Source organism: Bordetella muralis (assembly GCF_054781015.1).
The window spans coordinates 249,175-272,739 of the sequence record NZ_BAAGVF010000001.1 but is presented as its reverse complement, the minus strand read 5'-3'; the positions used below and the strand labels follow the sequence as shown (position 1 = coordinate 272,739).

Below are 23,565 nucleotides of genomic sequence, written 5' to 3'. Positions count from 1 at the left end.
CGTTCCCGGATTAAAGCTGCGCCTTGAGCTGGGTCAGCAGCTCGGCGTGAGCGCGGGCGTCAACCTCGCGCTTGAGGATCTGTTCAGCACCTTTGACTGCCAGCGCGGCAACATCGTCGCGCAGCACATCACGAGCACGCTGGACTTCCTGCGCGGCATCCTGCGCCGCTTGGGCGATGATGCGGGCGCGTTCAGCTTCGGCTTCGCGGCGAGCTTGCTCGATCAACGCAGCAGCCTGCTTTTCAGCCTCGATGATGCGGGCATGGTTTTCGGACTTGGCAGAGGCCTCGATCAGACTGACGCGCGCTTGGGCTTGGGCCAGATCGGCCTTACCCTTCTCGGCGGCGGCCAGGCCGTCGGCGATTTTTTGGCGGCGCTCGTCCATCGCCTTCGTCAGGGGGGGCCACACGAATTTCATCGTGAACCAACCCAGAACGAAGAACACGAGCATCTGGAAAAAGATCGTCGCGTTCAGATTCACGGTCGTTCCCTTTAACACCTTACGGCCCCGGGCGCACTATAGGCGTCGCGGAGCACTCGATACTTTGCCGACCTGCAGCGGAGGATTCCGCATACCGCCGGCGTCATGCCCGTCACCGCAGCGACGGGCGTTGCCATGAGCCGTGGGGCTTAGCCTACGAACGGGTTGGCGAAAGCGAACAGCATGGCGATACCCACACCGATCAGGAACGCCGCGTCGATCAGGCCTGCCAACAGGAACATCTTGGTTTGCAGGGCGTTCATCAGTTCAGGCTGACGAGCCGAAGCTTCCAGGTATTTGCCGCCCATCAATGCGATGCCGATGCAAGCGCCGATAGCACCCAAACCGATGATAAGACCGCAAGCGAGAGCAACGAAAGCGACGTTGGTCATGACAACTCCTTGGTTAGAAATCTGAAGTCAAATTGTAAGAAAACGGATACTGCTTGGAATGCAAGAAAACCTTGCGCCCCGGCACGGACAAGGCTGCCCGTGCCGGGAAAAAGGGGTCAATGCCCTTCGTGAGCCTGGCCGAGGTAAACCAGCGTCAGCATCATGAAGATGAAAGCCTGCAACAGCACGATCATGATGTGGAAGATGGCCCACACCGAACCGGCCAGCACATGGCCAATACCGAAACCAACGCTGGCAGCGTTCAGGCCCGTCCAGGCACCGCCCAACAGAGCGATGAGCATGAACACGAGTTCGCCGGCGAACATGTTGCCGAACAACCGCATTCCCAGCGACACCGATTTCGCGGCGTATTCGATCAGGTTGAGCAGGAAGTTGGCAGGCGCCAGCAGCACCGCACCAATGCCATGCGCATGGAAAGGTGCAGTGAAGAGTTCTTTGAAGAAACCGCCCGGGTGCTTGATCTTGATGCCGTAGTAGAACATCAGCAGCAGCACGCCCAGCGCCATGCCCATGGGCACGTTCAGGTCGGCGGTAGGAAGAATACGGTGGTAGTAGATGGGATCGCCGTGATGCGCACCCAGCCCCGTCCAGCGCATGATGGAAGGCAGGAGGTCAACGGGGATCAAGTCGAGCGCGTTCATCAGGACGATCCAGATGAAGACGGTCAGCGCCAACGGGGCGATGAACAAACGGCTCTTGGCGTTATGGACGATGCCCTTGGCCTGCTCGTCGACCATGTCGACGATCATTTCGACAAAAGCCTGGAAACGGCCGGGTACACCGGAGGTCGCACGACGGGCAGCAGCCCAGAGGAACAGAACGGCAGCCAGCCCCATCAGCACGGACCAGAATATCGAGTCGTAGTTGATGACGTCGAACTGGGCGATAACGGATTGTTTTTCGCCAATATTGTTCAGATGCACCAGATGGTGCTGTATATACGCGGACTGAGGCGATACGTCGCTGGCGGCTGCCATTTGAACCCTACCCTGTTTGCTGTGTGGCCGATTCTCGCGAACCGACCGTTTGCATGATTTCTAAGCAACTACGACAACTTGCGGAACATCAACAGCAGAAGATAGCCCTTGAGCGTGAAAGCCAGACCCAGCAGCACCGACGGCCAAACCAGCCAGTCATGCGCAACTCGAGCCAGCAGCCACAACAGCAATGCCGTCATGAGCAGCTTGAGCATCTCACCGAGGAAAAAGGTAACAGGACTCGCCCGGCCCGATTTGAGCACGTTCACGAGCAACCGCAACGCAAATAATGCGTTGGGTACAAAATACGCCCCTGCTCCCGCCAGCGCTGACCAACCAGCCGCCGTCCCCGCAATGATCCCCGCAATTGCCGCTGCTGCGAGCCCCATGGCCCCCTGCGCCGCCAATACCCTCAAGAGCCCCCGGCAAGCCTGAGCATCAAGTGCCGCGCGATCGGCATCAGTAAGCACCGGATTTTGTTCTACCAGGCTTTGTTGCATCAGGATTCCCCGCTCTTGCGCTAAAGACGTGCGCGGTGGTTCACCACACGTGTTATCCCGCAAGCGTCAAACCCGTAAAGTATAGCGGGTTTTTCCCTAGTCGAGCAAATCAAAAGATAGCCGGCGGCCAAGGAATCGGTGTCGGACGCAACGATACAACACCCTTGCGTCCGCGGCGCTCAATCGCGCTCTACAGGCGGAGGCGCCCACTCGCCGTCCAAGGCCAGATCGTCAGGCCAGTACAGACGCATACTGAGACTGAAATGTCCCTGGGCCGGCGTCGGCAACCAGTTCGCCGTCTTGCCCGATCCCGGGTCATCTGGCGAAATGTAGATATCCAGCGATCCATCCGCGTTATATCTCAACGGATCCGTACTGCGTACCGTATATCGGCCCGCACGATTGGGCGCCAGGTTATTGCTCTCGTTATATAAGGTCAGCGACCACGAGGCGTTGACCGGCGGCAATTGTCCCTTGTCAAAGTGGAGAATGTAATCATCGTCGCTGCGCAGCCGCCTGCCGTCGTCATCGACGGCTGTGACCGGATACAGCGCCTCGCTCGGCGTGGTTGCGCCCAGCCCGGCATAGGCAATGGCCGCGCGGCGGACATAGTCGGTGCCATACGTACCGATACCTGACAACACGGTATTCCAGCCATTCAGAGGCGTGCCCAATCGGGTCACCGTATCGGCGATACGGCGGCCCGCCACGGCTCGAGCTTCCTCCAGCGCCTGCTTCACGGCGGGATCGAGCCGGTCGTAAGAAAAGGGCTGCGGCCCCACCAGGCCGATGCGTTGCATGCGGGTCAGAATGGCGTTGTCGTTATCGTGCGGCGGATTCGTGCGCAACAACTCGGCAAACAGAGTGAAGAACGTGGCAGGAGACATCGACGCGACTTGCTGCCCGGCAGACCCTTGGGGCTCCCATGTCACATAGGACGTGGATGTCATGGAGGGCGACGCGGAGCCCGTCAATGTATGGCCCGTGCCAGGGATTTGCTGTTGCGGCCATGTCGCGGGCTTGGCTGCGCCGCGCCTGTACGGCGTCACCAGGTTCGGGGTGGGCGCTGCAGCCGCTACAGGTGTCGCTGTCATGCTCGCCTGAAATTGATTCACTGCCCCGTACTCGGCTGGACCTCCGGTCTGGATGCGCGCGATCAGCCAACCGGTGCCGGTAGGACTGCGCACGACATCGGTGCCAAACGGCGCGTGGCCCTGCCAGTTCGGGCCGACGATCATGAAGGCCTGCTCGCCATTGCCGGTCACGCGGGTGCCCCGTGACGCATATTCATCCGACCACATGTCCAGCAGCGACAGCGCGTAGTAACGGCCGCCCGAGGCGGGCACTCGAATGAGCAGAGGTTGATAGCTGACGTCGTACCACAGGTTGGAATACAACATATCGGCGCTCGGCCAACCGACATCGGTGGCGCCGGGCTCCGGGAATGTGGTGCGATGGCCGAACTGGTTCATCGGCGCCCTGCCCGCCAGCGGATTCTGCACTTGCGTCGAGGCACGTCGCGTTGCCTCCATCAAAACCATCGGATAGGCGTAGAGATAGGCGTCAACGGCGATTTCATGCAGCTCTTGGGCCGACACGACGGGACTGACAACCGGAGTCTGAGACACCATTCGCATCGACGGCTGCGGCGACTGCGCCCATGCGGCGCAAGCAAAACCGGCGCTCAGTGCAACGGCGAGTATGGCTTTGGACCGGTGTGTAGACCGGGAGGCACGGCAGTAAGGCATGGAGGGCTCCTTGTTCGTTATAGGAAAACGAGCCGGCCATCCCGTCTCCAGGATGGCCTCTTCGGCATCACGCTTTAACAGAATAGGCCCGGACGCGATCATCCGGGGTAACACAAAGGTTACAGGCCGCAACTCCCGTGAGGCGCCATCAGCGATGCTTGAAGATGGGCGGACGCTTTTCCACGAAGGCAGCCATGCCTTCTTTTTGGTCTTCGGTACCAAACAGCGAATGGAATACACGGCGCTCGAACAAGAGACCCTCGTTCAGCGAGGATTCGAACGCACGATTGACGCATTCCTTGGCCATCATGACCGAGGGCAATGACATCGAGGCGATCACCGTCGCCGCCTCGATCGCCTCGTCCAGCAGTTTGTCCGCCGGCACAATGCGAGACACCAGCCCCGCGCGCTCGGCCTCCTCGGCACCCATCATGCGGGCCGTCAGCGCCAGATCCATGGCTTTGGCCTTGCCCACGGCGCGCGGCAGACGCTGCGTCCCGCCAGCTCCGGGAATGACGCCCAGCTTGATTTCCGGCTGGCCGAATTTCGCCGTATCGGAGGCAATAAGGATGTCGCACATCATGGCCAGCTCGCAACCGCCACCCAGGGCGTAGCCCGAGACTGCGGCAATGACGGGTTTGCGGATACGTTTGAGGGTTTCCCAATTGCGGGTAATGTATTCGCTGCCGTAGACATCCATGTACGACCAGTCTTTCATTGCGCCGATGTCCGCACCGGCGGCAAACGCCTTTTCGCTGCCGGTGATGACGATTGCACCTATGCCCTCGTCGGCCTCGAACGCCAGCAGGGCGGCGCCCAGCTCATTCATCAATTGGTCGTTGAGTGCGTTGAGCGCCTTGGGGCGGTTCAACGTCAACAAGCCCACCCGGCCACGGGTCTCTACCAACACAAACGACTCGCTCATCAACTGTCTCCTGAATAAGTGCAAGTAAGATAATGCAATGGACACATCCGTAATTTACCGCCTCGAGCCCCACGACCCCGCCGGCCATCGTTACCGGATTACCCTGACGATACCGGAGCCCGATCCGGCCGGCCAGCGCCTGGCCCTGCCGGCCTGGATCCCGGGCAGCTATCTGATCCGCGATTTTTCGCGCCAGATCGAAACCCTGCGCGCCCGCGCCGGCGGCCGGCCGGTCGCGGTGACCAAATCGGACAACCATACTTGGCAAGTCGCTCCGTGTACGGGGCCGCTGCAAGTGGACTACATTGTCTATGCCTGGGATTTGTCCGTGCGCGGCGCGCATCTGGATGAAACCCATGGCTTTTTCAATGGGACGAGTGTTTTTCTGCGCGTAGAAGGCCAGGATCACAAGCCCTGCCTGCTGGATCTGGCGCCGCCCCGCGGCATCGACGGCTGGAAGGTCTATACCAGCCTGCCTGAGGCGCGCGGCCATCGCGGTGCAGCGCGGCGACACGGATTCGGCCTGTACCATGCCCCCGATTACGATGCCCTGATTGACCATCCAGTGGAAATGGGCACACCCCAGGTTGCCCGCTTTACCGCCCACGGCGCCGAGCACGAATTGGTCTTTACGGGCGTGATCCCGAAGCTGGACTTGGCGCGCATCACCGAGGACGCCCGCCGCATCTGCGAAACGCAAATCGCGTTTTTCGAGCCCCGCACCAAGCGCGCGCCATTCCTGGACAGCAGCGATCGCTATGTATTCATGACCATGGTCGTCGGCGATGGCTACGGCGGCCTGGAACATCGCGCCAGCACGGCGTTGATGGCCTCGCGCAAGGATCTGCCCGTCATCGGCCAGCAAGGCCAGGGCGAGGGCTATCGTACGTTTCTAGGCTTGGTCAGCCACGAATATTTCCACACCTGGAATGTCAAACGGATCAAACCGGCCGCCTTTGTGCCATACGGTTTGCAGCAACCGGACCTGACCAGGCTGTTGTGGGTATTCGAAGGTTTTACCTCGTATTACGACGACCTGATGCTGCTGCGCTCGGGAACGATAGGTTTGCCCGATTATCTGCGCCTGCTGGGCAAGACCATCACCGGCGTGGCGCGCTCGCCAGGGCGGCACAAACAATCCGTGGCGGAGAGCTCGTTCGACGCCTGGACCCGCTATTACAAGCAGGACGAGAACTCGCCGAACGCGCTGGTCAGCTATTACACCAAGGGCTCTTTGGTCGCACTGGGCCTGGATCTGCTGATCCGCCGCGACAGCGCCGGGACGCACTCGCTGGATGATGTCATGCGGCTGTTGTGGCAACGTTACGGCCGGGCCTTTTATCAAGGCCAGGCTCAAGGTCTGGGCGAAGAAGACCTGCCCGCCCTGATCCGCGAAGCCACGGGCGTCGATACCCGCCGCTTTATCACGCGCTATGCCTACGGCACCGCCGACGTGCCGCTGGCCGAGCTGCTCGAACCTCACGGCATTGCCATGAATTGGAAAGCCACGCTCAACATTCCGTCGCTGGACGTGCGCACGCGCAAGCAAGGCGACACGTTGACGCTGGCAACGGTGCTGGAGGGCGGGGCTGGCCATAAAGGCGGCTTGTCCGCAGGCGATGTGCTGGTTGCGGTTGACGGCCTGCGTGTCGACGCACCTGCGGGACTGGATCAGTTGCTCGCCCAATACCGGCCCGGGGAACGCGTGACTGTTCACGTGTTCCGGCGCGACGAATTGCGCGCATTTCAGATCAGGCTGGCCGCGCCCGAACCGCTGGATTGTGTATTGACGACGGCGCAGTAAAGCCTCGCCAGAGGGCAGTAGAAACAGGCGCCGTGCAGACTTAGCCTGAACTCGGAACGGAGCGCTGCTCCTGCCCGATTTCTACTGCGGCACGTAAAAAGGGCGCCAGCGCCCGCCGCCCGCCCTGCCTGTGGGTCACGGCATAGACCATGCCGTTGACCACATTGGCGGGCAATACGCACGCCGCAATACGATCACCAAACTGCTGGCAGGCTGAACGCGGCACCAGGGCCACACCCAGGCCCGCTTCGACCAGCGCCAATTGCGCCGGCACCTCGGCAACCGTCTGGGCCACCCGACGCGCCACCCCTGCCTGGGCGCAAGCCTGCGCCAACGCACGAGCGAATCCCGAGGTCTCCTGGCGCAACATCACAAACGTCTCATCCGCCAGCTCCACGAGCTTCAGGCGGCGACGGTTTGACAAGGCATGCCCGCGCGGCAGTGCCGCCATCACCGGATCTGACCACAAGGGCACGGACTGCAACACCTCATCATCGACTTTGGTCCGAGAGATGCTGACGTCGATGCGATGGCCTCGCAAGGCCTCAAGCTGGGTGGCCGGATTCATCTCGTTCAGCAACACCGAAACCTGAGGATGCCTTTGCGTGTAACGCGCAATCAATGCCGGCACGGGCCCCATGAAATGGGAACCAGACAGGCCGATCTCGATGCGGCCTGCCAACCCCTGATCCACATCGCGCGCCCGCAGCGTCGCATCGGCAAGACGGCCTAGCGTGAGACGCACATCATTCAGGAAGGCAGCGCCCGCCTCGGTCAAAGCCACCCGCCGATTGTTCCGGTCAAACAGACGCACATCCAGCTCTCGTTCCAGCTGCGCAATCTGCAGGCTCAATGGCGGCTGCGAAATATGCAACCGCGCGGCGGCCCGGGTGAAGTTCAGCTCTTCTGCCAATACGGCGAAGTAACGGAGTTGGCGTAGTTCCATGAGATGAGCCGTCAAGGAAGTGATATCAAACAAGATGGCCGCGGCGAACGTACCATGCGATCACGCGGAATAATTTGCCAAAGATATCAAATAAGACAAAAACGATATTGGAAACTATTGTTCCACGGGTTCAAAATGAACCTGAACCTTTCCTGCAAGACGCAGAAAACTATTACGAGACACTCATGCAGAAGCTATTTGCGGGCACCATCCTCGTGGCGATGACCCTCACAGCCCAGGCGGCGGACGATTTCCCTGCCCGCTCTGTGACAATGGTCGTTCCCAACCCTCCCGGCGGGCTCGTCGATACTTCGGCACGCATTGTCGCGGAACCTCTGAGCACCGCGTTAGGCCAATCCGTGGTCGTGGAAAACAAGGATGGTGGCAGCGGCAATATCGCCTATCAAGCCGTGGCAAGATCCCAGCCCGATGGCTATACGCTGCTGGTCTCGTATTCCGCCTATCACGTGGGCAACCCTAACCTGAGCAACAACCTGCCCTGGGCGCCGAAAGATTTTGTGCCGGTGGGTCTCATCACGATTTCCAGCAACGTGATCGCGGTCAACCCTTCCAAAATCAAGGCCGCCACGCTGACGGACTTTATCAACGAGGTGAAACAGTCACCGGGGGCGATCAACTACGCCTCGCAGGGTGTAGGCTCGGTATCGCACCTGGGCACCGAGGTGTTCAAGCAACAGACCGGGGCCGACATGACGCACGTTCCCTATCGCGGCTCTGGCGCTGCGATCAAGGATGTATTGGCGGGCAATGTCCAGGTTTTCATCACAACGCCCCCCTCCGTCATGGGTCACGTGCAAACCGGCAAACTACGAGCACTGGCCGTCACCAGCGACAAGCGCCACCCCATGTTGCCCGACGTACCGACAACGGCCGAAGCCGGCTTGCCCGGCTATCAGTTGGAGTCGTGGGTCGCATTGTTCGCGCCAGCCGGCACGCCACAGCCGGTCATCGACAAGCTGGCGGCCAGCGTCGAGGCCGCGCTCAAACAAGCCTCTACTCAGCAGAACGCGCAAGCGGCCGGTATCGAGGCCCGTTTCGAAGGGCCGGCGATACTGCAAAAACGCGTCGATACCGAGCTGGCCTATTGGAAACGTACCGTGGCAGAGGCAGGCATTACCGCTGAATAACGCACTGGCGGCCTGCCCCTTTCCGCCGTTCTGACATCACAACTTCTATGTCCCGCCCTGCTGGGCGGCAGGGCGCCTTGCGCCTTTTTTCTGGAGATTTCATATGACCTCATCGCCCCGTACCATTCGGATCGGCCAAATCGTTCCGAGCTCCAATACAACCATGGAAACGGAAATCCCGGCAATGCTGCGGCGACGCGAAGCATTTGCCCCCGAGCGCTATACCTTTCATTCCAGCCGCATGCGGATGAAGCAAGTCACGGCCGCCGAACTGGCCTCGATGGACAAAGAGTCTGACCGCTGCGCACAAGAGCTGTCTGATGCGCGTGTCGATGTGCTGGGCTATGCCTGCCTGGTGGCCATCATGAGCCAAGGCCTGGGCTATCACCGGGTCTCCCAGGAACGTCTACACCAGGCGACCGTGGACAATGGTGGTCCTGCCCCGGTCATTTCCAGCGCAGGCGCGCTGGTCGAAGGCCTGCATGCCATCGGCGCGCGCAAGGTCGCGATTTTGACCCCCTATATGAAGCCCCTGACCAAATTGGTCGTGGACTACATCGAAAATGAAGGCATCGAGGTGCACGACAGCGTATCGCTGGAAATTCCCGACAATCTGCAGGTCGGCGCACAAAACCCGTTGGCGCCAGCCGAACACGTCAACCGTCTGAACACCCATGGCGTGGACGCTGTGGTCCTTTCAGCCTGCGTACAGATGCCCTCGCTGGCATCGATTCAGCCGGTGCAGGACCGGCTGGGCCTGCCCGTGATCACGGCTGCAGCCGCGACGGTCTATCGCATGCTGCAAGTACTGCAGCTGGAAACCCGCGTTCCGGACGCGGGTGAACTGCTGACAGGCAAATACTGAAACACGGAGCTGGCCTCCCCGGGGGCCAGACACATCGTCCCCGATGAACGAGTAGAGAGCCTCAGCGACCCGCCTCATCGCTGCGTATCGCGCTCCCAACGGCGTTGAATCGCCTTGGCGGCGACCACGCCGTCGGCCATCGAGGTCACGACGCAGGGATGCATGCGGTTGGCGACTTCTCCGATGGCGTAGGTGTCGGGCACGGTGGTCTCGGCCGTAGCACTGTGGGTCTGGATATAGCCACGCTCGCCGTATTGCAAAGCCAGCCCTTCGGCGAACGCCGCCTGCGGCTCCCAGCCGTAAAAGACGAGGATGAGATCATAGGCGCGCCCGTCGACCGTACGCGCTACGGGATCGACTTGATAGGGGCCCACGCGCACGCCGTCCTCGCCTGCGCGGGCCACCCACTGCTGCTGCGCGCGCACGCTGCGCGCATACAGATGCACGTCGCGCGCCCCCCGGTTGCGCACATAGACAAAGTTCTCGTAGGCGTTGTCGCCCCCGCCCAGCACAGCGACGGACAGGCCCGTGTAGTCTTGCGCCACGATGGATGAGCCCGGGCCGATAAATACGCCGGGCCAACGGGCGCCGGCCGGATGTCCGGGCAAGCCACGCGCACGCACGCCAGAGGCAATCACCAAGGATCGGCCGGACACGGTTTCCATGCCCCTGCCTGCCATACCAAAGTCCACCTCGAAACCGCTCTCGACGCGGCGAGCTTGCTGCGCACGAGCCGTCAAACGCACAGGCACCTGAGCTGCCCGCACGCTTTCGGCGATATTGGCCGCCGTCTGTTGGCCGGTCACCCCTGGCAATACCGCGATCCAATCGTCGGCAAAGGGGTTATCGTTACCCAAGCCTCCCAGGCGTGAACTCGCCTCGATCAGCATGGGGGACAAACCCAGGCGAGCCAGCCAAATCGCGCACGAGGCGCCGGCCGGACCGCCGCCCACGATGATCGCGTCATATTGCTGCATGGTTGTCGTATTCCGTGTGTGGCTATCCCGCACCCTCCCAAGGAAACCGAGGGGCGTATAGGCGGAATTGTAGCGATAGGCGCCGGTCGCCTTACAATTCCGATTCTCTCTACCAGGTAGACATCATGCCTACACGCCGCATTTTTCTTTCCGGGCTGGCCCTGGATGCCCGCATTGGCATTCTGGAACACGAACGCCGGGCCACACAGCCGCTGCACATCGATGCGGAATTCGACGTCGATATCACCCGTGATGTCGATGATCATGACATCCACAGCGTGCTGGATTACCGCCGCCTGCGCGAAGCCATCGTCGAGGAATGCACCCAGGCTCATGTCAACCTGATCGAAACCCTGTCCGAACAAGTCGCCCACCGGCTGCTGCGCGACTTTGCCGAGGTACGCGCCGTGAAACTGCGCATCAGCAAACCGATGGCGTTTTCGGACTGCGCCGCCGTCGGCGTAGAAATTCAGATCAATCGTTAAGCCGCTGTGACGGCGTAACTCTCATGCAAGCTATCAGCGATACCCCGGCGGCCTTCCGCACACGTGCAGAAGAAAAAATCCGCCACGAAGGCAACAAGCTCACCAAGCGCCTGGCGCGCGAAACGACGCGCGCGCTCAGTGACTACAACATGATCGAAGCGGGCGACCGCGTCATGGTGTGCCTGTCCGGTGGCAAAGACTCCTACGCACTGCTCGACATTCTGATCAGCCTGCGTAAACGCGCGCCTTTTCCGTTCGACATCGTCGCGGTCAACCTGGATCAGAAACAGCCGGGCTTTCCGCCCGACGTGCTGCCCACCTATTTGACCTCGCTCGGCGTGCCCTTTCATATCGAGACACAGGACACGTATTCGATCGTGACCCGGGTCATTCCCGAAGGCAAGACCATGTGTTCGCTGTGCTCGCGTCTGCGGCGCGGCATTCTGTATCGCGTAGCCGACGAACTGGGCGCGACCAAAATCGCGCTGGGCCACCATCGCGACGATATTCTCGCCACGTTCTTCCTGAATCTGTTCTACGGCGGCAAGGCCAAAGCCATGCCGCCGAAACTCGTCTCGGACGACGGCCGCCATACCGTCATCCGGCCGTTGGCCTATGTGCCCGAAAGCGATCTGATCGCGTACGCAAAGCTCAAGCAGTTCCCCATCATTCCGTGCAATCTCTGCGGCTCGCAGGAAAACCTGAAACGCCAGGAAGTTTCGCGCATGATCCGCGATTGGGATCGCCAGCATCCGGGCCGCTCGTGGAACGTGTTTAGCGCGCTGTCCAGCGTCGTGCCATCGCACTTGATGGATCGTGACTTGTTTGATTTCGTGGGACTGAAACCCACAGGCGTGCCGGACGTCAATGGCGATACCGCGTTTGACACAGTAGACCCCGCCAATGATGCCGCGTCGAACACGGATCAGGGCTGTCATGACGAGGCTGGCGATGGCGACACCACGCGCAACCATCGCTCGGCAGACGAGCCGATGGCCGAGCAAAAAATCGTGTTCACGCGCAGGTAAAAATGCTGGCAGGGGAACCGGGCACGAGCGGCACGCATCCACGTGCCCATGCTCGGCGATTCATAAGACATCGACGGCGTCCGGCGCGGCAGCCTGAGCCTCAGGAATTGGCCTCGCCGGGCCCTGCCCTGTCCCGTCCTGCCGAATCCAAGGACTGACCGACATCGGGCGTCGGGAACGCCTCACTCAAGCGTTCAACACGCGTACCGGCTTGCCTGCCAGCCACGCCTGCACCGACTCGGCCGCACTGCGATAGAACGCGGTGAAGTTTTCGGGACTGACATATCCCAGGTGCGGGGTCAGGATGACGTTATCCAACGCACGCAAGGCATCGGTGGGCGGCAACGGCTCTTCTTCGAAGACATCCAGGCCGGCACCTGCGATACGCCCTTTACGCAACGCATCCAGCAATGCCTCCTGGTCCACCAGCCCGGCACGAGAGGTGTTGACCAGGAATGCCGAAGGCTTCATTGCCGACAATGCGGCCGCGTCCACCACGTGGCGCGTACGATCGCTCAGGATCAAATGCAGACTGATCACGTCAGCTTCGGCAAACAAGGTTTGCTTGGACGCGTACTCGACACCCGCCTGCTCCGCCCGCTCAGGCGTGAGGTTCGGGCTCCAGGCTTGCACGCTCATTCCGAACGCTTTGCCCACCTGGGCCACTGCGGTACCGAGTTTGCCCAGGCCGACCACGCCGAGCCGCTTGCCCGCGATAGGCCTCGGCATCCCGGTTTGCCACAGGCCGCGGCGCATATTGGCGTCCTCGATAGTCAGGTTCTTGAACAAGGCGAGAATATGCGTCCAGGCCAGTTCCGAGGTCGCGGTATTGGCATCCGGACTGCCCGGCGCACCGCACACAACGATGCCACGACGCGTGCAGGCGTCGAGATCAATCGCCAGATTACGCATCCCGGTGGTGACCAAGAGCCGCAGCTTGGGCAACGATTCGATCAGCGCCGCCGGAAACGGCGTGCGCTCGCGCATTGCCACGATCACATCAAAAGACTGCAAGGCTGCGACGCGATCCCCCTCGGGCAAATAATCGCGAAACGCCTGGACGCGCACATTCGGTCCCAACGTCGTCCAGTCGGCGTAACGCTCGGCCACGCCATGATAGTCATCGAGTAACGCAATGCTGATCGTATCCGCACTCACGGTAAGTCTCCGGTTATTTGCCCAAATGGCTCCGAACCATCTCTAACGGCGCGGCGCCATTAACCCGGCTGCCGTCCTGGAAAAATATCGCGGGCGTGCCGCGCACCATCAGTTTCTGGCCCAAGGCCAGGACCTGCTGAATCGGAGCATCGCACTCGGCGGTCGGCGGCTTTTTGCCGTCGAGCATCCAATCCTGCCAAGTTTTGGCCGGGTCTTTGGCGCACCACACATCACGCGATTTGATGGTCGAATCCGGCGCCAGAATGGGATACAGGAACGTATAAATCGTGACGTTGTCTTCGTCTTTCAGCGTCTTGTGCAGTTGCTTGCAATAGCCGCAGTTCGGATCCTCGAAAATCGCCATTTTGCGAGCCCCGTTGCCGCGCACCTGCTTGACGGCCAAGTCCAGCGGCAATTGATCGAACGACACAGAGCCCAGCTTTTCCAGGCTCTCGCGCGTCACGTCACGACGCGTGGCGGCATCGATGAGCGGGCCTTCCATGACCCACGTGACCTTTTCGTCGGTGTAGATCAGATCGCTACCGACCTGCACCTCGTAAATCCCGTACGGCGTACGACGCACTGCAGTGACTTCCAAGTCGGTAAACAACTCGCCAAAACGTTTGGCGACCGCCTGGGCGGCGGGATCCGACGCGGAGGTGTCACTCTTGGCCGACTGTCCGGCCGGGGCCACATCTGCCGGTGCCGACGATCCAGCCTGTGCCCAGGCGCCCACTGACCATACGAGCCCGGCGGCACACAATACCTTGGCCAGGCAAGACGAAAAACGGAAACTCATTCATGCTCCTTCGGGCGTCTCAATTACGCGAGGCGCCATCGATCAAATAACGTTTCACCAGCGGCGCCGCATCCACCCAACGCATTCCCGCGTTGCGCAGCCATGCCAGCGGCGCATTGCGTGCGCCAAACAAACGATGCAGGCCGTCGGTGGCCACGCGCATCGCCAATACTGATTCCGCACGGGCACGCTGATAACGGCGCAACACGCGCTCATCGCCTGCCTGGCGATAAGGCTCGCGCTCGGCCACGACACGAGCCAATGCCTCGACGTCGCCCAAGCCCAGATTCAGGCCTTGTCCGGCCAGCGGATGCACACGATGCGCCGCGTCGCCCGCCAAGGCAATTCCGGGCGCCGTCATGCGCCCTTGATCCAGGGTCAGCGGGAACCCGTGCAGTTTGCTGCGCACCTGCAGCCGGCCCAGACGGCCATGGGTCGCATGCAAGAGCATTTGCTCCAACTGCGCTGCCTGCGCATCGGGGTCCAAGGCCTGCAGGGTTGCGGCCTGCGCGTCATGCATGGACCACACCATCGATACCTGAGGCCCATCGGCCGTATCGGGCAAGGGCAGCAACGCCAACACGCCGTCGTCGCGAAACCATTGAAATGCCGTGCCGTGATGCGGCCGCTCGGCATTCAGATGCACCACCAGACCCGTGTCGTTATACGGCACCGACGTGTGCTGCATGCCTGCAGCGGTACGCAGCGGCGACGAGGCGCCGTCGGCGCCCACGAACAACTCGGCTTTGATCCAATCGCCAGCGCTGGTTTGTACAGCCCCCTGGCGGTAATCGACGCAACGCTCTGTCAACCAGGCGATCCCGAACATGCGCACAGCCTGCAGCAACACACGCTCGATTTCACCAGACTCGACAATCCACGCCAACTGCGGCTGGGCCGCCTGCCACGCGTTCAACTCTACCCGCCCATCTGCGTCGCCATGAATTTCCATCGCCTCTACCGGCGTGATGCGCGAGGCAGGCATGGCGTCCCAGACGCCCAGCTCGGCCAGAAAGCGCTGGCTGGCCGGAGAAATCGCATAGACCCGCGGGTGGTAGACATCGGCGCTGGCAGCGGGCACCGTTGCGGGCGGCGCCAACAGCGTCACGCGCTGACCACGCCGGGCCAACGCCAAGGCGCTGGCCAGACCCACGATCCCCGCACCGCAAATCACAATCGGGCTAGTCATCGTGCGGAGGGCTCCCCGGCCTGCTTCGGCCACAGCACCCACATCTGGCCACGCTGTTTCATGCGGCCAGCCTGGGCGCCGGCCTCATCGCCGAACCCCCAGTAAAAGTCGGCGCGCGCTGCCCCCTTGATCGCAGCCCCCGTGTCCTGGGCAAATACCAGCCCCTGCAACGGGCGATCCGACGCCGGCCAGGTGGTCGCGAGATACACCGGCGTGCCCAGTGGCACGAAACTGGTATCCACCGCAATGGAACGATGCGCCGCGAGGGCGATGCCGTAAGCTCCCTTGGGCCCGAGCTCGGGGTCGACCACCGCCTCTTCGCGGAAAAACACCACGGCAGGGTTGGCGTTCAACATTTCCTGAACACGTGCGGGATTACGCTGCGCCCAGGCGCGGATATTCTGCATCGACGCCTCATTGGCGCGCAGCTCGCCCTTGTCGATCAGCCAACGGCCAATCGACGCATACGGTTGACCGTTGTGATCCGCATACGCGACACGTATCGTCGTCCCCGCGTCGGGGCCGTCTTTGAGCAGAACACGGCCGGAGCCCTGCACTTGCAAGAAGAAGTTATCGACCGGATCGTCCACCCAGACAATCACCGGAGGACGGTTGCCCGAGGATGCGATCGCCGCGCGCGTGTCATAAGGCACCACGCGCTTGCCCACCAGTTTGCCGCGCACCCGTTTGCCGGCCAGATCGGGATACACCGCCCCCAGATCAATGGTTAGCAAATCGTCTGGCACCGCGTACAACGGCCATTGATACGGACCGCCTTGCGTGCGCGAGCCAGTCACGAGAGGCTCGTAATATCCGGTCACTGTGTTGGACGCAGGCCGATTATCGGCGCCATTCAAGCGCCAGGGCTGCAACTGGGTCTGCAAGAACTGGCGCACCGTCACCGCATCCGGGGCCGTCTTGCCGAGACTGACGGCAGCCGCGCACACCGGCTGCCATGCACGCGGCGTCGCACGCGCCGGGGCAGCCAGATTGCCAGTCGTCTGCCGCATCAGGCCCTGGCAATTGCGCAGAAACAGCGGCCAGAAACGCGACAGATCGTCATTGCTCCATCCCGGCAGCTCGGCCCAGGCGGCGCGTTGAAAGCGGCCGGCCAACGTCCGCGCGGGCGTATCCCGCAAGGCGTTCAACGGCGGCACCACCAAGGGCCCCGTATCAGACACATTAACCGAGCCGGGCTGGCCAGGCTCGCCGCTTGCGGAAGGCGGTGGCGTAGTGCAGGACGCCAATGCCGCCAACAGGGGCGACAGGCACAACAATTTCAGAAGACGATTCATGGGCAATCTAGTGGGACGGTCAATCCGTCAATGCAAGGTACGCGGCATGGCCAGCAGGAATTCGGCAATCGGCACCTCAAACGGGATGCCGTTTTCGCCCACGCAGTGGTAAGTCCCTCGCATGGTACCGACAGGCGTAGGCAGCGGACAGCCGCTGGTGTATTCAAAAGTTTCGCCAGGAGCCAGCAAGGGCTGTTGGCCCACCACGCCCAACCCGCGGACTTCTTCGACGTGCTGGTTACCGTCGGTGATGATCCAGTGACGGCTGATGACCTGCGCGGGATGCTCGCCGGTGTTGGTGATACGGATGGTATAGGCGAACACATACTGCTGTTCGGCGGGATCAGATTGCTCGGGCACGAATCGCGGAGCAACGGAGACGGTCAGGTCGTACGGTTTCACGGGCCTTTTCCGAGGAGCACAAAGGCGGTTAGACAACGCGCCGAGCGACAAATTGCCCTGTCAGGCGACCGTCGCGCGCGGCAAATTACAATAATGGCACATTATGCCCGTGGAAACCTGATCATCATGCCCGCCTCATCCTCGGCCCTCACCCGTATCGCCCCCAGCATCCTGTCCGCAGACTTCGCCCGCCTGGGCGAGGAAGTCCGCAACGTCGTCGCCGCCGGCGCCGACTGGATCCATTTCGACGTGATGGACAACCATTACGTTCCCAACCTGACCATCGGGCCCATGGTGTGCGCCGCCATCCGGCCGCACGTCCAGGTGCCGATCGACGTGCACCTGATGGTCGAGCCCGTGGACGAACTGATCCCTCAGTTCGCCAAAGCCGGCGCCAACATCATCACCTTTCATCCCGAAGCCTCGCGCCATGTGCACCGGACCCTGTCATTGATCCGCGACCACGGCTGTCAGGCCGGCCTGGTGTTCAACCCGGCCAGCTCGCTCGACGCCATGGACCACGTGATGGACTTGCTGGACGTCGTCCTGCTGATGTCGGTCAATCCCGGTTTTGGGGGACAGAGCTTCATTCCCTCCACGCTGGACAAACTGCGCGACGCCCGCCAGCGCATCGACCGCTGGGTCCAGGACGGCGGACAGCCCATCCTGCTGGAGGTGGACGGCGGCGTCAAAGTCGACAACATCGCGCAAATCCGCGCCGCTGGCGCGGACACCTTTGTCGCCGGCTCGGCCATTTTTGGCAAACCGGATTACACCAAAGTCATCCAGGACCTGCGCGACGAAATCGCCAAAGCCGGAACACTGACGGTTTAAGCCCCGTACCTTTGAGCGAAAAAAAACCGTGCCACCCCATCAGCGTGCCTCTGACGCGAGTTTGTCCCAGCCGGTGAGCAGTGGCGGGCGGGCCTGTCGGAGGCTGCCGAGCCCGCATCCCATCGGCGGGGGAAGTCCGAGGACCATGTTTGAGCGAAGCGAGTTTGGCCCCCGGCCCGCCGATGAGATGCAGACGAAGGCCGAGTCCCCGTTGAGGGGACGAGTCAGCCGACCAGGCCCGCCCGCCACTGCTCACCGGCTGGGACAAACGCCTCAAGAACCCCGCCTGTGGCCTCTTTTGAACCGCTAAACCTCATTACGACGACGGACCCCTCTCATGACCACCTTCCAAGCCGTCCTGCTAGACCTAGATGGCACCCTGCTGGATTCCATCCCCGATCTAGCCCACGCCGCCAACGCCATGCGCATCGAGCTGGGCATGCCCGCCTTGCACGAAGACATCGTGGCGACCTTCGTCGGTAAAGGCGTCGACAACCTGGTGCGCCGCGCCCTGGCCGGATCCCTGCACGCAGCCGACCCCGAGCCCGCCGAATTCGAACGCGCCCGCGAATCGTTCTATCGCCACTATCACCTGGTCAACGGCGACAAGGCCACCATTTTCAACGGCGTCATCGAGGGCTTGAAAGCCATGCGCGAGCAGGGTCTCAAGCTGGCTGTTGTCACCAACAAGCCGACCGAATTCACCATCCCGCTACTGCAACGCACGGGCCTGGCCGGCTTTTTCCAGGAGATCGTCTGCGGCGACACCTGCGAGCGCCGCAAACCCGATCCTGACCAGATGTTCTACGCCTGCGAACGCCTGGGCGTCACCCCTGACCAGGCACTCGCCATCGGCGACTCGGTCAACGACGCCCAAGCCGGCCGTGCCGCCGGCATCCAGGTGCTGGCAGTACCGTACGGCTACAACGAAGGCCAGGACGTGCACGGATTGGATGTCGATGGTATAGTTGCCAGCATTGCTGAAGCGGCCGAGTGGATCGCCCGCAAAAACGCCGAACAGCAACAAGCTTGATTTTTACCTAGACCCGATTCATATGAACGCTCGTCTCTCGAACCAAATGCGCAACGCCTCGTGGCGTTGGTGGCGTTTGTCTTCCGGGTGGCGATAGTTCCTTCCCGGCCCTGGACGCGTCAGCATCCCAGCGCCGCAGCTGCATAAAAACAGCGCCAAAGCCCGGACCCACACACTGGACCGGGCTTTTTTGTTGATGTGCCCGGTCACCAACGAGAAATCTGAAATGACCGAAATCGAATTCAAAGCTCTGGCGGCCCAGGGATACAACCGAATCCCTCTCATCTCGGAAACCTACGCCGATCTGGACACCCCGCTGGCCATTTACCTGAAGCTCGCCCATAGCGGCCCGCAAAACGGCCACATGAGCTGCCTGATGGAATCCGTCGTAGGCGGCGAGCGTTTTGGGCGTTATTCATTCATCGGCCTGCCTGCCCATACGGTGATCCGCGCCAGCGGCACAACCACCGAGGTTTTGCACGACCGTCAGGTCGTCGAAACCCACGAGGGCGACCCGCTGGCCTTCATCGAACAGTACCAGGCACGTTTCAAAGTCGCCCTGCCCCCCGGCATGCCACGTTTCTGCGGCGGCCTGGCCGGCTATTTCGGCTACGACACCGTCCGTCACATCGAGCCGCGCCTCGGACCCGCCGTCAAGCCATTTCCCGACGGCATGGATGGTGGCACCCCCGACATCATGTTGATGCACGTCGACGAACTGGTCATCGTCGACAACCTGGCGGGTCGCACCTATCTGATGGTGTACGCCGACCCACGTCAGCCCGAAGCCTACAGCCGCGCCCAACGCCGCCTGCTCGATTTGCGCACCCGCCTGCGCCGCCCCGTCGACATTCCGTACAGTCACCCCAGCATGCTGACCGACGAGCAGCGTGATTTCAAAAAAGAAGACTATCTCGCCGCCGTACATCGCGCCAAGGAATACATCGCCGCTGGCGATCTCATGCAGGTACAGATCGGTCAGGTCATCTCCAAACCATTTCGCGACTCGCCGCTCTCGCTCTATCGCGCCCTGCGTTCGTTGAACCCGTCGCCCTACATGTACTACTGGAATTTCGGCGACTTTCAGGTGGTCGGGTCATCCCCCGAAATCCTGGTGCGCCAAGAGCAAATCCAGGACAACGGCGTCGCCAAATCCCAAGTCACCATCCGCCCGCTAGCCGGCACCCGCAAACGCGGCGCCACGCCCGAGCAGGATCTGGCACTGGCCGCCGAACTGCAGGCTGACCCCAAGGAAATTGCAGAACACGTCATGCTGATCGACCTGGCCCGCAATGACGTGGGCCGCGTCGCCGAAGTCGGCTCCGTCAAGCTCACCGACACCATGACCATCGAACGCTATTCGCATGTGATGCATCTCGTGTCGAACGTGACCGGCAATCTGAACCCCGGCATGAGCAGCATGGATGTGTTGCGCGCAGCGTTCCCCGCCGGCACCTTGACCGGCGCTCCCAAAGTCCGCGCCATGGAAATCATCGACGAGCTCGAACCGGTGCGCCGCGGCATTTATGGCGGCGCAGCCGGCTACTTGAGCTACGGCGGCGAAATGGACGTCGCCATCGCCATCCGCACCGGCGTCATCAAGAACGGCATGCTGTACGTCCAGGCTGCCGCCGGCATCGTCGCCGATTCCAACCCCGAACTGGAATGGGCCGAAACGGAAGCCAAGGCACGCGCGGTATTGCGGGCGGCTGAACAAGTGCAACACGGATTGGACGAACCGATCTAAGGACAGTCACTACCGATATCGGACCAAATACGCAGCGGCCGACGGCCACCCTTGAACAACACGTCCAAGGCCGCCTCTTAAAGAACAATGCACGGATTCCAAGCGACCGCGCCATTCATCCTCGCAGGTGCCCCATGCTGTTGATGCTAGACAACTACGATTCCTTTACCTACAACCTCGTGCAGTACTTCGGCGAACTCGGCGAAGACGTTCAGGTTGTCCGCAATGACCAGATCACGCTCGACGAAATCGCGGCCATGAAACCCGATCGCATCTGCGTATCGCCCGGCCCTTGCTCACCGGCCGAAGCCGGCGTCTCCGTCCCGCTCATCCAACGCTTTGCCGGACAAGTCCCGATCCTGGGCGTATGCCTGGGCCATCAAGCCATCGGCGCGGCCTACGGCGGCGATATTGTGCGAGCGCAGCAAATCATGCATGGCAAAACGATACAGGTCTCGCATACCGGCACCGACATATTCGCCGGCCTGCCGACGCCGTATACCGTGATCCGCTACAACTCGCTGACCATCGACCCCAAGACCCTGCCAGACTGCCTCGAAGTCACCGCCACCGCCCCCGACGGCGACATCATGGGAGTCCGCCACAAAACGCTGCCGCTGTACGGAGTACAGTTCCATCCTGAATCGGTATTGAGCGAGCACGGGCATGACATGCTGCGCAATTTTTTGAACATCTAATAACGAGGGGACAAATATCATGACCATCACCTGCACCGAAGCACTGACCCGATGCATCGAACACCGTGAGATTTTCCACGACGAAATGCTGCATCTGATGCGGATGCTGATGCGTGGCGACATGTCGCCCCAAATCGCCAGTGCGCTCATCATGGGCCTGCGCGTCAAGAAAGAAACCGTAGGAGAAATCACCGCAGCGGCGCAGGTCATGCGCGAATTCGCCACGCCGGTCGTCACCCCTAACCCGGAAGACCTGCTGGACATGTGCGGCACAGGCGGCGACGGCAGCCACACGTTCAACATTTCGACCACAGCCATGTTTGTCGCCGCTGCCGCTGGCGTACCCATCGCCAAGCACGGTGGCCGCAGTGCGTCATCGTCCTCGGGCAGCGCCGACGTGCTGGAGGCCCTGGGCGCCAATCTGGTCCTCAGCCCCGAACAAGTCGCCGAATGCCTGCAGGCGACCGGCATCGGTTTCATGTTCGCTCCCGCGCACCACAGCGCCATGAAAAACGTCGCCCCCATCCGCAAAGAGCTGGGCGTACGCACGATTTTCAACATCCTGGGGCCGCTGACCAACCCCGCCGGAGCCGCCAACCAACTGATGGGTGTATTCCACCCCGACCTGGTCGGCATCCAGGTACGCGTCTTGCAGCGCCTGGGCTCTCGGCATGTCCTGATCGTGCACGGCAGAGACGGCATGGACGAGGCCTCACTTGGCGGCGCCACACTGGTCGGCGAACTCAAAGACGGGCAAATCCGCGAATACGAGATCCATCCAGAAGACTATGGGCTGGCAATGGTGTCTAATCGAGGAATCAAAGTGACCAACCGCGAGGAATCTCGCGAGCTCGTCATCCAGGCCCTAGACAATGTCGAAGGCGTTGCCCGCGACATCGTCGCCCTGAACGCAGGGCTGGCGATCTACGCCGGCAACAAAGCCGATACCATCGGCCAGGCACTATCGATGGCCTTTGAAACACTTGCCAACGGCTCGGCCCGCGCCAAGCTGGAAGAATTCTGCGCCTATACCCGGAAATTTCAAAAATGAACGACATTCTTGCGAAGATCCTTGCCGTAAAGGCAGAGGAGATCGCCACGGCACGCCAGTTGCGCAGCGAAGCGGAGCTCTTGCGCGAAGCGCAGGCTCGCCAGGACGTACGCGGCTTTGCCCAGGCCATCGAAGACAAAATCGCACAAGGCCATGCCGGCGTCATTGCCGAGGTGAAAAAGGCGTCGCCCTCCAAAGGCGTCTTGCGCGAAAACTTCGACCCTGCCGCGATCGCCGCAACCTATGCCGTGCACGGCGCCGCCTGCCTGTCCGTACTGACAGACGTGCAATTTTTCCAGGGCTCGCACGACAACCTGCGCCGCGCCCGCGCGGCCTGCCCGCTGCCCGTGCTGCGCAAGGATTTCGTCATTGATCCCTATCAGATCATCTCGGCCCGCGCCATGGGCGCCGACTGCGTCCTGCTGATCGTAGCTGCCCTGGCACCGAACCAGCTACGCGATCTGGAAACATTGGCGATGGAGCTGGGCATGGACGTCCTGGTCGAAGTACACGATGCCAAAGAACTGGACATCGCCCTCAGCCTCAAAACCACCCTGCTGGGCATCAACAACCGCAACCTGCGCACCTTCGAAACCAGCCTGCAAAACACCTTGGATCTGCTGCCGCACATCCCGGCCGGCAAACGCGTCGTCACCGAGAGCGGCATCCTGACGCCCGACGACGTCAAGCTCATGCGCAGCCACAAAGTCGACGCCTTCCTCGTAGGCGAAGCCTTCATGCGCGCCGAAGACCCCGGCGCCGAATTGGCGCGCCTGATGCGCTAACCCCTAGATTTGCGGTGGCAGACCACTGTGCACCGCAACTCCCGGAGACCCGCCATGAAATCCTCTCGTGCCACCGTGCCAGCCCTGCGCACCACCCTCGCGCTGATCGCCCTCACCGCACTCCTCACCGGCTGCGCATCGCTCGACAACCCAGGTCCTCCACACCCCGGCGCAGTCAACCCTTACAGCAACGGCGGCTTCCATGACGCCGGCCCCAATTACCCCAATACCGGCATCTAAACGCCCGAGCACGAGGTATTGATCGGCTCTCGCCGTG

Annotated in this window: 25 protein-coding genes; 12 read left to right on the top strand and 13 right to left on the bottom strand. The window is 61.7% G+C overall.

Going from position 1 to position 23,565, the window contains the following annotated elements; translation table 11 throughout:
* Positions 1 to 10 precede the first annotated feature (10 nt).
* The 6 genes from ACYVIT_RS01335 to ACYVIT_RS01310 all read right to left on the bottom strand — a co-directional run bounded on the left by ACYVIT_RS01335 (position 11) and on the right by ACYVIT_RS01310 (position 5,044).
* Positions 11 to 481, bottom strand: coding sequence for a F0F1 ATP synthase subunit B (locus ACYVIT_RS01335; protein ID WP_415807803.1), 471 nt, complete (start codon positions 479 to 481; stop codon positions 11 to 13).
* Positions 482 to 630: 149 nt separating this feature from the next.
* Entirely contained in the window at positions 631 to 873 is a 243-nt protein-coding gene (atpE, locus tag ACYVIT_RS01330) for a F0F1 ATP synthase subunit C (protein WP_003815363.1), read from the bottom strand.
* 116 nt (positions 874 to 989) lie between these two features.
* Entirely contained in the window at positions 990 to 1,871 is an 882-nt protein-coding gene (gene atpB / locus ACYVIT_RS01325; RefSeq protein WP_415807804.1) for a F0F1 ATP synthase subunit A, read from the bottom strand.
* A gap of 68 nt (positions 1,872 to 1,939) precedes the next feature.
* Positions 1,940 to 2,371: an ATP synthase subunit I gene (locus tag ACYVIT_RS01320; RefSeq protein WP_415807805.1), complete on the bottom strand. Its 432-nt coding sequence runs from the start codon at positions 2,369 to 2,371 to the stop codon at positions 1,940 to 1,942.
* Between the two features lie 179 nt (positions 2,372 to 2,550).
* The gene (locus ACYVIT_RS01315; protein ID WP_415807806.1) at positions 2,551 to 4,119 is read right to left on the bottom strand and encodes a DUF1254 domain-containing protein; all 1,569 of its coding nucleotides are present in this window, start codon (positions 4,117 to 4,119) and stop codon (positions 2,551 to 2,553) included.
* Positions 4,120 to 4,267: 148 nt separating this feature from the next.
* Positions 4,268 to 5,044 carry an enoyl-CoA hydratase gene (locus ACYVIT_RS01310; RefSeq protein ID WP_415807807.1) on the bottom strand — a complete coding sequence of 259 codons (777 nt, stop codon included), beginning with the start codon at positions 5,042 to 5,044 and terminating at the stop codon, positions 4,268 to 4,270.
* Between the two features lie 37 nt (positions 5,045 to 5,081).
* On the opposite strand from ACYVIT_RS01310, the gene ACYVIT_RS01305 reads away from it, so the two are divergent.
* Positions 5,082 to 6,848 carry a M61 family metallopeptidase gene (locus ACYVIT_RS01305; protein WP_415807808.1) on the top strand — a complete coding sequence of 589 codons (1,767 nt, stop codon included), beginning with the start codon at positions 5,082 to 5,084 and terminating at the stop codon, positions 6,846 to 6,848.
* Positions 6,849 to 6,888: 40 nt separating this feature from the next.
* On the opposite strand, the gene ACYVIT_RS01300 is transcribed toward ACYVIT_RS01305, so the two are convergent.
* Positions 6,889 to 7,794 carry a LysR substrate-binding domain-containing protein gene (locus ACYVIT_RS01300; protein ID WP_415807809.1) on the bottom strand — a complete coding sequence of 302 codons (906 nt, stop codon included), beginning with the start codon at positions 7,792 to 7,794 and terminating at the stop codon, positions 6,889 to 6,891.
* Between the two features lie 185 nt (positions 7,795 to 7,979).
* Here ACYVIT_RS01300 and ACYVIT_RS01295 point away from each other — a divergent pair, with 185 nt between their 5' ends.
* The gene (locus ACYVIT_RS01295; protein WP_415807810.1) at positions 7,980 to 8,942 is read left to right on the top strand and encodes a Bug family tripartite tricarboxylate transporter substrate binding protein; all 963 of its coding nucleotides are present in this window, start codon (positions 7,980 to 7,982) and stop codon (positions 8,940 to 8,942) included.
* Between the two features lie 103 nt (positions 8,943 to 9,045).
* A complete protein-coding gene (locus ACYVIT_RS01290) occupies positions 9,046 to 9,807 on the top strand; it encodes a maleate cis-trans isomerase family protein (protein WP_415807811.1) in 762 nt (253 codons plus the stop codon).
* Between the two features lie 74 nt (positions 9,808 to 9,881).
* Here ACYVIT_RS01290 and ACYVIT_RS01285 read toward each other — a convergent pair whose 3' ends face one another.
* Positions 9,882 to 10,784, bottom strand: coding sequence for an NAD(P)/FAD-dependent oxidoreductase (locus tag ACYVIT_RS01285; protein WP_415807812.1), 903 nt, complete (start codon positions 10,782 to 10,784; stop codon positions 9,882 to 9,884).
* Positions 10,785 to 10,909: 125 nt separating this feature from the next.
* Between ACYVIT_RS01285 and folB the strand changes: the two genes are divergently transcribed.
* The gene (folB, locus tag ACYVIT_RS01280; RefSeq protein ID WP_415807813.1) at positions 10,910 to 11,269 is read left to right on the top strand and encodes a dihydroneopterin aldolase; all 360 of its coding nucleotides are present in this window, start codon (positions 10,910 to 10,912) and stop codon (positions 11,267 to 11,269) included.
* Between the two features lie 23 nt (positions 11,270 to 11,292).
* Positions 11,293 to 12,297, top strand: coding sequence for a tRNA 2-thiocytidine(32) synthetase TtcA (gene ttcA / locus ACYVIT_RS01275; RefSeq protein WP_415807814.1), 1,005 nt, complete (start codon positions 11,293 to 11,295; stop codon positions 12,295 to 12,297).
* Between the two features lie 186 nt (positions 12,298 to 12,483).
* Here the strand turns inward: ttcA and ACYVIT_RS01270 are convergent, their stop codons facing one another.
* From ACYVIT_RS01270 to apaG, 5 genes are read right to left on the bottom strand one after another with little or no spacing between them, the layout of a single operon-like run.
* Positions 12,484 to 13,440, bottom strand: a complete 957-nt coding sequence (locus ACYVIT_RS01270) for a D-2-hydroxyacid dehydrogenase family protein (RefSeq protein ID WP_415807828.1) — start codon at positions 13,438 to 13,440, stop codon at positions 12,484 to 12,486.
* A 28-nt stretch (positions 13,441 to 13,468) separates the two neighbouring features.
* Positions 13,469 to 14,254 (bottom strand): DsbC family protein, encoded by a 786-nt coding sequence (locus tag ACYVIT_RS01265; RefSeq protein WP_415807815.1) that lies wholly within the window; start codon positions 14,252 to 14,254, stop codon positions 13,469 to 13,471.
* A gap of 19 nt (positions 14,255 to 14,273) precedes the next feature.
* Entirely contained in the window at positions 14,274 to 15,443 is a 1,170-nt protein-coding gene (locus ACYVIT_RS01260; protein ID WP_415807816.1) for a UbiH/UbiF family hydroxylase, read from the bottom strand.
* Positions 15,440 to 16,738, bottom strand: coding sequence for a murein transglycosylase A (gene mltA / locus ACYVIT_RS01255; protein ID WP_415807817.1), 1,299 nt, complete (start codon positions 16,736 to 16,738; stop codon positions 15,440 to 15,442). The genes ACYVIT_RS01260 and mltA overlap by 4 nt, the downstream gene beginning before the upstream one ends.
* A gap of 27 nt (positions 16,739 to 16,765) precedes the next feature.
* The gene (apaG, locus tag ACYVIT_RS01250; protein ID WP_094824250.1) at positions 16,766 to 17,140 is read right to left on the bottom strand and encodes a Co2+/Mg2+ efflux protein ApaG; all 375 of its coding nucleotides are present in this window, start codon (positions 17,138 to 17,140) and stop codon (positions 16,766 to 16,768) included.
* Positions 17,141 to 17,266: 126 nt separating this feature from the next.
* Between apaG and rpe the strand changes: the two genes are divergently transcribed.
* The 7 genes from rpe (at position 17,267) to ACYVIT_RS01215 (ending at position 23,528) form a co-directional block, all read left to right on the top strand.
* The gene (gene rpe / locus ACYVIT_RS01245; RefSeq protein WP_415807818.1) at positions 17,267 to 17,974 is read left to right on the top strand and encodes a ribulose-phosphate 3-epimerase; all 708 of its coding nucleotides are present in this window, start codon (positions 17,267 to 17,269) and stop codon (positions 17,972 to 17,974) included.
* Positions 17,975 to 18,311: 337 nt separating this feature from the next.
* Entirely contained in the window at positions 18,312 to 19,007 is a 696-nt protein-coding gene (locus tag ACYVIT_RS01240; protein WP_415807819.1) for a phosphoglycolate phosphatase, read from the top strand.
* A gap of 226 nt (positions 19,008 to 19,233) precedes the next feature.
* Positions 19,234 to 20,754: an anthranilate synthase component I gene (gene trpE, locus ACYVIT_RS01235; RefSeq protein WP_415807820.1), complete on the top strand. Its 1,521-nt coding sequence runs from the start codon at positions 19,234 to 19,236 to the stop codon at positions 20,752 to 20,754.
* A 134-nt stretch (positions 20,755 to 20,888) separates the two neighbouring features.
* Positions 20,889 to 21,452: an aminodeoxychorismate/anthranilate synthase component II gene (locus tag ACYVIT_RS01230; protein WP_415807821.1), complete on the top strand. Its 564-nt coding sequence runs from the start codon at positions 20,889 to 20,891 to the stop codon at positions 21,450 to 21,452.
* A 19-nt stretch (positions 21,453 to 21,471) separates the two neighbouring features.
* On the top strand, positions 21,472 to 22,503 hold the full coding sequence (trpD, locus tag ACYVIT_RS01225) for an anthranilate phosphoribosyltransferase (RefSeq protein ID WP_415807822.1): 1,032 nt from the start codon (positions 21,472 to 21,474) through the stop codon (positions 22,501 to 22,503).
* Positions 22,500 to 23,288: an indole-3-glycerol phosphate synthase TrpC gene (gene trpC / locus ACYVIT_RS01220; RefSeq protein ID WP_415807823.1), complete on the top strand. Its 789-nt coding sequence runs from the start codon at positions 22,500 to 22,502 to the stop codon at positions 23,286 to 23,288. The genes trpD and trpC overlap by 4 nt, the downstream gene beginning before the upstream one ends.
* 54 nt (positions 23,289 to 23,342) lie before the next feature.
* Complete coding sequence (locus ACYVIT_RS01215; RefSeq protein WP_415807824.1) at positions 23,343 to 23,528, top strand: hypothetical protein; 186 nt, start codon at positions 23,343 to 23,345, stop codon at positions 23,526 to 23,528.
* Positions 23,529 to 23,565: the final 37 nt, after the last annotated feature.